The 9,782-nt window shown below is 70.7% G+C and carries 8 protein-coding genes, 1 tRNA gene and 3 pseudogenes; 3 read left to right on the forward strand and 9 right to left on the reverse strand.

Annotation, left to right across the window (positions count from 1 at the left end; translation table 11 throughout):
- Positions 1–56 precede the first annotated feature (56 nt).
- On the forward strand, positions 57–491 hold the full coding sequence (locus AQI70_RS10675; RefSeq protein ID WP_079051238.1) for an ATP-binding protein: 435 nt from the start codon (positions 57–59) through the stop codon (positions 489–491).
- Between the two features lie 109 nt (positions 492–600).
- On the opposite strand, the gene AQI70_RS10680 is transcribed toward AQI70_RS10675, so the two are convergent.
- Positions 601–1,071: a hypothetical protein gene (locus tag AQI70_RS10680; protein WP_062146891.1), complete on the reverse strand. Its 471-nt coding sequence runs from the start codon at positions 1,069–1,071 to the stop codon at positions 601–603.
- A 236-nt stretch (positions 1,072–1,307) separates the two neighbouring features.
- Positions 1,308–1,381, reverse strand: a tRNA-Pro gene (locus AQI70_RS10685).
- A gap of 175 nt (positions 1,382–1,556) precedes the next feature.
- On the opposite strand from AQI70_RS10685, the gene AQI70_RS10690 reads away from it, so the two are divergent.
- The gene (locus AQI70_RS10690; RefSeq protein ID WP_062146893.1) at positions 1,557–2,498 is read left to right on the forward strand and encodes an alpha/beta hydrolase; all 942 of its coding nucleotides are present in this window, start codon (positions 1,557–1,559) and stop codon (positions 2,496–2,498) included.
- Positions 2,499–2,500: 2 nt separating this feature from the next.
- Here the strand turns inward: AQI70_RS10690 and AQI70_RS10695 are convergent, their stop codons facing one another.
- From AQI70_RS10695 to AQI70_RS10720, 7 genes and pseudogenes are all read right to left on the reverse strand, one after another.
- Entirely contained in the window at positions 2,501–2,803 is a 303-nt protein-coding gene (locus tag AQI70_RS10695) for a hypothetical protein (protein ID WP_062146894.1), read from the reverse strand.
- Positions 2,804–2,998: 195 nt separating this feature from the next.
- Positions 2,999–4,337: pseudogene (locus AQI70_RS10700) on the reverse strand (MFS transporter).
- Positions 4,334–5,284 (reverse strand): VOC family protein, encoded by a 951-nt coding sequence (locus AQI70_RS10705; RefSeq protein WP_062146896.1) that lies wholly within the window; start codon positions 5,282–5,284, stop codon positions 4,334–4,336. Before AQI70_RS10705 ends, AQI70_RS10700 begins: the two are co-directional and overlap by 4 nt.
- Positions 5,281–6,234 (reverse strand): annotated as a pseudogene (locus tag AQI70_RS10710) (PrpF domain-containing protein); the annotation flags it as partial. The gene AQI70_RS10705 and the pseudogene AQI70_RS10710, both read right to left, overlap by 4 nt.
- A pseudogene (locus AQI70_RS37240) lies at positions 6,233–6,407 on the reverse strand (PIG-L family deacetylase); the annotation flags it as partial. The pseudogenes AQI70_RS10710 and AQI70_RS37240, both read right to left, overlap by 2 nt.
- Positions 6,408–6,612: 205 nt before the next feature.
- Positions 6,613–7,263, reverse strand: a complete 651-nt coding sequence (locus AQI70_RS10715) for a GntR family transcriptional regulator (RefSeq protein WP_062146897.1) — start codon at positions 7,261–7,263, stop codon at positions 6,613–6,615.
- 158 nt (positions 7,264–7,421) lie between these two features.
- The gene (locus tag AQI70_RS10720) at positions 7,422–8,426 is read right to left on the reverse strand and encodes a LacI family DNA-binding transcriptional regulator (RefSeq protein WP_062146898.1); all 1,005 of its coding nucleotides are present in this window, start codon (positions 8,424–8,426) and stop codon (positions 7,422–7,424) included.
- 111 nt (positions 8,427–8,537) lie between these two features.
- On the opposite strand from AQI70_RS10720, the gene AQI70_RS10725 reads away from it, so the two are divergent.
- On the forward strand, positions 8,538–9,695 hold the full coding sequence (locus AQI70_RS10725) for a Gfo/Idh/MocA family protein (protein WP_062146899.1): 1,158 nt from the start codon (positions 8,538–8,540) through the stop codon (positions 9,693–9,695).
- Positions 9,696–9,782 lie beyond the last annotated feature (87 nt).

Below are 9,782 nucleotides of genomic sequence, written 5' to 3' on the forward strand. Positions count from 1 at the left end.
AGCGTGCCTTCATGCCCGGTCTTCGGCCAGGCGGGCTTTCCCGAGGAGGAGGACACATGATCACAGCGCAGCTCGACGCCGCGCCTCGCGGGGAAGTCGAACACGTCTTTTCGCTGCCGCACACCCCGGGGGCCGTCGCCGGCATACGTCGCCGCATCCGCGGGATCCTCGCCGACTGGAACCTGGCCGCGGACATCGCCGAGGACATACTGCTGGTGGTCTCGGAGCTGCTCACCAACGCGATCGTGCACGCCCTGCCGCCGGCGACCCTGCGACTCTCGCGCAGCCGACTGGACCTGTACGCAGCCGTACGCGTCGAAGTGACCGACATGGGTCCGGCAACCCCGCCGACCCGGCCGGCCTGCCCTCCCGATCCCGACGAGCACGGCCGGGGCGTCGGCATCGTCACCGCCCTGGCGACCCGATGCGGCGTCCATGCACACGCCGACGGGACCAGCCGCTGGGCAGAGCTGCGCTTCACCGAAAGCTGAGGACGACGGGCGAGCCGGTCGCCCGCACTGGGCGACACCCAGAGCGTTCATGCTCATGCCAATATGCCCTGATTACTGATACCCCACTGGCCGACCGCCGACCAAGGTGTCAGTACGCCCTGGTTCGGTCGAAGTCGGTGATGTTGATCTTTACGTTGGTGTCGTCAAGCGTTGTGGGAGAGTCACCGGTGGTCGTCTGACCGGGCTGAACATCGGTTACGAACTCGGTTGAGTTGGCCACACGGGTGCCGTCAGGAGCGATGGCTTCCCAGCTCCAGGAGTAGTTGGATTTCTCAGAACTCTGGTTCTTGATCGTCCAGGTTACCCAGATGTTGGCGAACCCAGCCTGTGAGCGGTCATCAAGCCTGAAGCTCTGGAGATCATCACGCTCGTTGGGCTCGGGCTCCTCCCGTCCGCCTTGCGGCGACTCCTCTTGTTGCTCGGTCTGCCGCTCCTCAGTCTGCGTCTCCCTGGTTGGCGCTGGGGTGGAGTCATCGTCCTCGGTGGTGCATCCACCGAGCGTCAGGCCGCCTGCTGCGGCAAGTGCTACAAAGACTGATGCAATACCTCGGTGCTTCATGGTGTGCCTCTTCGTGGTGCTACCACCACGTGTACACCCAACCGACGTGTTGCGCTCTCCTGGCTTTTCGGGGGCTCACCGCGAGGGCTGTCATGGGTCATCAGAACCTCGTCGACAGATCTAAGGGCTGGTCAACAGCATGGTGTTGTGAGACGAGAGCCCCGGAAACGATCAAGGGCCTCGTCTCACATGATGTGATCCAAGGCCCTGACCTGCGATGACAGTCCATCGAACTGTCGGGACGACAGGATTTGAACCTGCGACCCCTTGACCCCCAGTCAAGTGCGCTACCAAGCTGCGCCACGTCCCGATGCGTGTCGCGCGGCGGACCGCGTGATCATGCAGGTCAACCCTACCTCATCCCTGTACGGCCCCCACCAGCCTCCGGCTGCCCCTTGACCGATAATTGTTGTCGCCCATAATTGCTGAACCAAAGAGATCCCTCGCCGGGCAGGCCCCCGGGGCCGCGACCGAACGGAGACCCCATGTCCTTCCTGGCCCGGCCCGCGGTGGCCACGCTCGTCGCCAAGGCCATGCAACAGGTGACCGTGCGGGCGGAGCGCCGCTCGGGCGGTCGGGGCTCCGCCGCCGCGTCGCACGCCCGCTTCCCCGAATTCCCGCACAGAATAAGAGAGTTGACGATCCCGACGTCGATCGCCCCGGCCCGGGCCACCGTGTATCTGCCCGCGAGCGATGAGCCGGCTCCCCCGGTGCACGTCAACTTCCACGGCGGCGGCTATGTCATGACGCTGACCGAACTGGACGACCCGCTGTGCCGGTTCCTCGCCGCCGAGGCGGGGGCGGTCGTGATCAACGTGGACTATGTCGTCGCCCCCCGGCATCCGTTCCCGGCGCCGCCCCGGCAGGCGTACGAGGTCGTCCGGTGGGTCGCGGAGCACGGCGCCGAGCAGGGCTGGGACGGCGGCCGGCTCACCGTGGGCGGGCAGAGCGCGGGCGGCGGGCTCGCGGCGGCCGTGGCGCGGCAGGCCCTCGAAGAGGGCGGGCCCTCGATCGCGCTCCAGGTGCTGCACTATCCCCCGCTCGACCTCGCCACGAACGCTCGGGACAAGCGCGCCGCCATCGCCAGGCCCATGCTGCGTCCCTGGATGGCCGACGTCTTCGACACGTCGTACGTCCCGGATGTGCGGCGGCGCGCCGACCGGCTCGTGTCCCCCGCGCATCCGTCGGACACCGCGGATCTGAAGGGCATCGCCCCGGCTCTGGTGGTCACCGCCGAGTACGACCTGTTGCGGGACGAGGGTGAACGTTACGCCGAGCGGCTTCGCAAGGCGGGTGCGCTGGTCGAGCACCACGAGGTGGTGGGCGCCGATCACGGGTACGACGGGCAGGACGACGACAAGGCCCGTGAGGTCTACGCCGTGATCGCTCGGCATGTGCGGGAGGTCGGAGCGGGCCGCTCCATCTGACCTCAGCCGTTGCGCACCATCGGTGACTGGTCGGCGGGCGTCTTGTCCGGCGTGTACTCCTCAGGACAGGTGACGCGGACGTGCGCGGAGACCGGCCGGGCTGCGGAGCCCCCGTCGGCCGCGAACCATGCGGGCTCCCGCGCCGGTCCGGATGGCGTGGCGTTCCTGGAGCCCTTTCCCGGGCTCCAGGATCTCCCCGCCGCGAACCCCGCCGTCAACAGGGCAACAGCCGCCACCACCCACCAGGGGAGCCCGGCCGTGGCCATGAACGCGACGACAGCCACCACCGCGAGAAATGCCGTCACGGCCCCGTTCCCCCTTCACCAGCAACTCCCCTGCCCCGGACGTCCCGAAGGCCGCCCGCGTCACAGCAGGCATATGACGCAACAATACGCGATACCGTCGTATAACCCAGTTCGGACCATCAGTACATATGACGGACGCCAACCACCGTGTGTGCGCCGGACGGTGGCGTCCGTCCACGAGGCCGGCCCAACCGGTCAGTGCGCGGCGATCAGTTCTTGCTCGCTGTCGGCCCTGGACGCCCGCTTCGAGCCGCGCAGTGCGGCCATGCCGATGAGGACCATGGACGCCAGGCCCGCGAGGGCGAAGGCGGTGAACCCCCAGTCGCCCCGGTTCGCGGCGAGCAACTGGCCGCCCAGCCACGGCCCGAAGACGGCGCCGAAGCGGCCCATGCCGGAGGTCCAGCCGACGGCGGTGGCACGGTTCTCGGGACGGGAGCGGATCGAGACGGTCGCGTAGATCATGGTCTGGGCGCTGTTCAGGAACACTCCGGTCAGGAACACCACCGTGAAGGTGAGCGCCAGCGGCATGTGGACGCTGAGGAGGAAGACCCCGGCGGCGGTCAGCGCGAACCAGACCGCCGAGATCCGCGGGGCGCCGAACCGGTCGGAGGCGCGTCCGGCGACCAGCATGCCGACGATGCCGCCGAGGTTGAACAGCACCACGAAGGTCAGCGCGGAGCCGAGGTTGTAGCCCTCGCCGCGCATCAGGGTGGGCAGCCAGGTGGCGACGCCGTAGACGAGGAGCAGTCCGCCGAAGGAGGCCGACCAGTACAGCAGGGTCTGGCTCCACTAGCCGCCGCGGAAGAGGTTGGCCAGGGAGTTCCAGCGGTCGGCGGCGGGCTCGCGGCCGGCCGGGGCGGCGGGCAGTTCGACGTCGTAGCGCAGGGCCGGCTCACCGGCCTCCTCGCCACGGCCCTTGGCGACCAGGAAGCTCAGCGACTCGGGCAGGGACCTCACCAGGACCGGCACGAACAGCAGCGGGAGCACACAAGTCCCAGAACGCGGCCCGCCAGCCGAGCGGTTCTACGACCCACAGGGCGACGTAGGCGGAGAGGATGCCGCCCGCGTGGTGGGCGGTCATCAGCAGGCCGATGGTGAGGGCGCCACGGCCGCGCGGGGCGTAGTCGGAGACCATGCTGATCGCGGCGGGCAGCAGACCGCCGAGCCCGACACCGGCGAGGGTCCGGCCGAGAGCGAACACCTCGACACCGCCCGCCATCGCGCACAGCCCGGAGGCCAGCGAGAAGAGCGCGACGCAGGCGACCATCGGCTTCTTGCGGCCGATCCGGTCGGCGACGGTGCCCGCGGTCAGGGCGCCGACCAGCATCCCGAAGGTGGCGTAACTACCCAGGTCGCCGGCCTGGTCGGGGGTCAGGCCGAGGGCCTTCTCCGCCAGCATGTGGGGCAGGACCGAGCCGTAGATGAACATGTCCAGGCCGTCGAAGAGGACGGCCAGCCAGCACAGGCCTACGGCCAGGACGGCCAGTCTGCCGCCGCGAGCGGTTGGGGAGGGGCAGGGACGGGGCCGTCTCAGGCGACCGGCAGTGTCCCGTGCGTATGGAAGGACTCGATCGTCTTCAGGCCCCACGCCTGCCCCTTGGCCCGCTCAGCCTCGGTCCAGGTGATCAGCGGCCAGTCCGGGGCCAGCACCAGCCGGGTGAGCGGGTTGCACAGCTCGACGCGGTTGCCGCCGGGCTCGTAGACGTACAGGAAGAAGGTCTGCTGGATGGCGTGCTTGTGCGGGTCCGTCTCGATGAACACGCCCGTGTCGATGGTGAGGTCGGCGGCGCGCAGGATCTCCTCGCGGGTGTCGGTCGCGAAGGCGATGTGGTGCAGCCGGCCGGAGGAGCCGGTCCAGTCCGAGGTGTAGACGACGTCGTACGACTTGTTGGTGAAGGTCAGCCAACGGGCCGCGATCTTCCCGGAGTTCAGCCGGATCTGCTCGGTGGGCCGCGCGCCCAGCACCCGCTCCTGGAACTCGGCGTTGGCGAGCACGTCCGCGGCGAGGAAGTTGACGTGGTCCAGGCGCCGCACCCCCACCCCCCGGTCGGGCTTGGCCTGCGGCTGGTTCTTCAGCGTCGGCCGCAGCTCCTGCGGCGCCCGGTAGTGCTCGCTCTCCCAGTACAGGGCGTGCTCGTGCCCGTCGGGGTCGGTGGTGAGGTACAGCCTGCCGATGCCGGGCTCGTCCTCGACCCACCTGCCGGAGCCGCCCGCCGCCTCGACCGCCTCGACACGGCGGTGCAGTGCCTCCTCGCTGGAGCTGCGCAGGGCGAGCCGGCCGAGGCCCGGCTGGGCGCGGGCGGTGAGGACCAGGCTGTGGTGCTCGTAGTCGTCGAACGTACGCAGGTAGACGGTGTCGCCGTCCTGGCCGTTGACGGTGAGCCCGAGATAGTCGGTGAAGAAGGCGACGCTGGCGTCGAGGTCCGGGGTGAACAGCTGGGCGTGGCCGATGTGGGCGATGTCGCCGAGCGGCGGGGTCATCGGGGGCCTCCAGGGAAGTGTGCGGGCGTCTGGGCCGGCTCGGCGGGCCTGGGGAAGACGGTGCCGTCGAAGATCTTGCGGGCCGTCCGGACGACGGCCGTGCGGCGGGCGGTGGGGAGTCCGTCGGGGTCGGTGGCGAGGCTGCTCTCGATGTCCAGGAATCCCGTGGGGTGTTCGATGCGGACGCGGTCGCCCGTGGCGGGCAGTCGTGCGAGCTGCACGCCGACACCGCCTTCGATCCGCAGCCCGGCGGCCACACTGGCCGCGCCGAGCACACCGATCGACGTATGGCAGCGGACGGGGATGAAGGTGCGGGTGGTGACCGCGCCGCCGCCCCGGGGCGGGGCGAGGAGCGTGAGCTTGGGGACGGTCGTGTCCGAGACGTCCCCGAGGCCCATCAAGTGGCCTGCCGCCAACCGGAGCTCGCGCAGCCGGTCGGCGAGTGCGCGGTCGTTCTCCAGGACCTTGGGAGTCTCGTAGCCGGTGACCTCCAGCGCGGCGGCCGGGACGAGGACGGTCGGCATGCCGTTGTCCACGCAGGTCACCGGGATGCCGTCGAGCATGTCGCGGACGTTGCCGGTGGGCAGCAGCCTCCCTTCGCCGGCCGGGAACTCGATCACCACGGGAGCGGCCGTGCCGGGCACGCCGGAGATCTCGGCGTCTCCCGTGCAGTCGACGCGGCCGCCCGGCGTCGGGAAGGACACGGTGGCGAAATCGCCGCTGTTGACCATGCGGATGCGCACGGAGGTCCGTTCCCGCCCCGCCGGGACGAGGCCGCGCTCGACGGCGAACGGCCCGACGCCCGCGAGGATGTTCCCGCAGTTCTGTCGGTCACTCACCTCAGGCTCCACGACGGCCACTTGGAGGAAGAGGTAGTCGACATCGGCCCTCGGATCCGACGAGCGCGAGACCACCGCGACCTTGCTGGTGAGCGGGTGAGCCCCGCCCAGGCGATGGTGATCTTCTCGCCCCGGGCGGCGGCCAGGGCGATGGCTCCGCCCGCCCGCCACACGAAGTCACCGGCGTGCGCGGTGACGACGAGGGTCGAGCGGGGCGGGGCCGGGGGTCCCCCCGGTTCGAGCGGGGTCGAGAGCTCGGGGGCGGGCGCATGGGCGTGCGTCATCGCTGGTTCTCCTTGGGCGACAGGTGTGCGCCCGCCTCGAACGCTCGGTCGCCACGACTTGTCCGGCTCACTCGCCCCGACTTGTCCGGCTCACTCGCCCCGACTTGTGCGACTCAGTCGCCACGCCTTGTCCGGCTCACTCGCCACGCCTTGTCCGGCTCACTCGCCACGACTTGTGCGACTCACTCGCCGTGACTTGTACGGCTCAGTCGCGCAGCGCCTCGATCACGCTGGTGAGATGGGCGCGGACGGCCGCCTCGGCCGCCTGCGGGTCCCTGGCCGTGATCGCCTCGATCATCGCCAGATGCTCGTTCAGGGAGTGCTGCGGACGTCCCGGCCTCAGCGCCAACTGGAAACGGTGCCGCACCAGTTGTGCGTTCAGCCGCTCCAGCAGCTCCACGGCCGTGCGCTGGCCGGAGAACTCCTGGATTCTGGCGTGCAGTTCCTGGTTGAGCTCGGAGTACGTCATCGGCTCGCCGTCGGCCACGGCCTTGGTCATCGCCGCGCCCAGGTCCGCCAGCCGGGTCAGCTGCTCGTCGTCGGCCGCGACAGCCGCCTTCGCGGCGCACAGGCCTTCCAGGACCATGCGGCACTCGGTGATGGCGACCGCTTCCTCGACGCTCACCACCCGCACCCGCGAACCGCGGTTACGGATCCGCTCGACCAGGCCCTGAGCCTCCAGATCGATGAGTGCCGCCCGGATGCTGGCCCGTGTCACACCGAACTGCTCGGCGAGTTCGTTCTCCACCAGCCGCTGCGCCGGTGCCATCTCGCCGTGCAGGATCGCCTGCCGCAGCTGCGCGAGCGCATGCTGCTTGGCCTGCTCCCCGGTGCCCGGACGGGCTTCGTTCGGCATCTGCCCTCCCTGAGTGAGTGCCTGTCGAACGTAAATCTAGCCAAACAGAATTGTCAACAATTTTGTCAGCCGACCTTCCTCGGGAGAGCGACCAGGAAGGCAGCCGGCCGACGGCCCCCGGACATGACGGAGCCCATGTCCCGCGAGGCCCAGCACTCTCAGTTCCCGGCCGGAGGTGCCGTCGAGCCCCGGATCTCCAGGGCCGGTGTGGCGAGTTGGACCCGGCCCTCACCCCCGGCTCCCTCGAAGCGCTCCAGGAGGCAACGGGCCGCGCGGCGGCCGACCTCGTGGCTGGTGTTGTCGACCGTGGTGAGCCACACGTGGCGCAGGCGGGCGATGCTCGTGTTGTCGTAGCCGACCACGGACAGGTCGCGCGGGACGCGCAGGCCCAGCTCCTCGGCCGCGGACAGCGCGCCGATGGCGGCGATGTCGTTGACGGCGAAGACGGCCGTGGGCCGCTCGGGGCGGCTGAGCAACCGGACGGTGGTGCGGTAACCGCCCTCCTCGGTCATGTCGCTGGGCTCGATCACCGCCTGTTCGGCGAGGCCGTGCTCGCGCATCGTCGCCTCGAAGCTGCGTCGGCGCAGCTCGCCCACCGCCCCGTACCCCGCGATGTGCGCGATACGGCGGTGCCCGAGGCCGATGAGGTGCTCGGCGACCAGGCGGGCGCCCTGCTCGTCGTCGTTGGCCACGACGTCGACCCCGGACGGCACCGGTTCGCGCGCGCCGGCCACGACCACCGGGATCCGCCCGGCCACCGCCCCGAGCGCGGCGGGGTCCGGCAGCGTGCCGACCACGACCAGGCCGTCCACGCTCAGGTCGAGCAGGGGGCCGGCCGGGTCCTGGCCGGCGCGGCGGTTGAGGCGGGCGTCGGCGAGCAGCATGTGCAGGCCGTTGTCGTGCAGCAGCGAGTTGAGGCCGTCGAGCATGTCGACGAACCAGGGATTGCGCAGGTCGTTCAGGAGGACGCCCACCGTGCGGGTGCGCTGCTCGCTGAGGCTGCGCGCGGCGGCGTTGGGGCGGTAGCCGAGTTCGCGTACGGCCCGCAGGACGGCGTCCCGCTTCTCCGGCCGTACCTGATCGGAGCCGCGCAGCACCAGCGAGACCAGTGACTTGGAGACGCCGGCCCGGTCGGCCACGTCGCGGATCGTCGGCGGTCTCATGGGATGGACCGTTCCATGAGGCTGCGCCGCTTGTCAAAGGGTTGACACCGGCAGATACGGCGCCCAAGGTGGGCTGGACAGAAAATGGACCGGTCCAAAAGAGGGGCTGTCATGGTGGAATCGCTCGGTGTCGCCGTCATCGGATTCGGCTGGATGGGCCGGGTGCACACCCAGGCGTACGCCCGCCTCCCGCACCACTACCCGCGGCTGCCGCTGCGCCCGCGGCTGGTGACGGTGGCCGAGGACGTGCCGGGCCGGGCCGAGGAGGCCGCCGCGCAGTTCGGCTTCGCCGACACGACGCGCGACTGGCGCGCGGTGGCCGCAGACCCGCGGGTGCGGGCGGTCAGCATCACCGCCCCGAACTTCCTGCACCGCGAGATCGGTGTGGCGATGGCCGAGGCCGGCAAGCACATCTGGATCGAGAAGCCGGTGGGCCTGACGGTCGCCGACGCCCAGGCGGTCGCCGACGCCGTCGCCAAGGCCGGCGTCCAGGGCGCGGTCGGCTTCAACTACCGCAACGCGCCCGCCGTCGAGGCCGCCCGCGACCTCATCGCCTCCGGCGAGATCGGCACCGTCACACACGTCCGCGTCCGCCTCTTCAGCGACTACGCGGCCCACCCCGAGGGCGCCCTGACCTGGCGGTACGAGAAGGAGCGCGGCGGCAGCGGGGTGCTGGGCGACCTCGCCTCGCACGGCGCCGACCTGGCCCGCCATCTGCTCGGCGACATCGCCTCCCTGACCGCCGACACCGCCGTCTTCATCCCCGAACGGGCCCGTCCCACCGGCGCCACCGCCGGCCACACCCGCGCCGCCGGCGGCGAACTCGGGCCCGTCGAGAACGAGGACTACGTCAACTGCCTGCTGCGCTTCGCCTCCGGCGCGCGCGGCGTCCTGGAGGCCTGCCGGGTCTCGGTCGGCGAGCAGAACAACTACGGCTTCGAGGTGCACGGCACCAAGGGCGCGGTCTTCTGGGACTTCCGCCGGATGAACGAGCTGGGCGTCAGCCGTGGCACGACCTACCAGGACCAGCCGGTCAGCACGGTGTACGTCGGGCCGGGCGCCGGCGAGTTCGGCGCCTTCCAGCCGGGCGCGGCGAACGCCATGGGCTACGACGACCTGAAGGTCATCGAGGCCTACCGCTTCCTGCGCTCGGTCGCCGAGGGCACCCCGCACGGGGCCACCCTCCAGGACGCCGTGCACAGCGCCGCCGCACTGGACGCGATGGTGCGGTCGGCGCAGAGCGGTGCGTGGGTGACGGTGGACGCGTAGCCGGGACGGCACGGTGGTCGCGGCGGGGCGGTCATGGCACGGCGGTCGAGGCGGGACGGTCACGGCACGGCGGTCGGGGCGGGACGG

The organism is Streptomyces curacoi (assembly GCF_001513975.1).
In the GTDB taxonomy this organism is placed as follows: Bacteria; Actinomycetota; Actinomycetes; order Streptomycetales; family Streptomycetaceae; genus Streptomyces; species Streptomyces curacoi.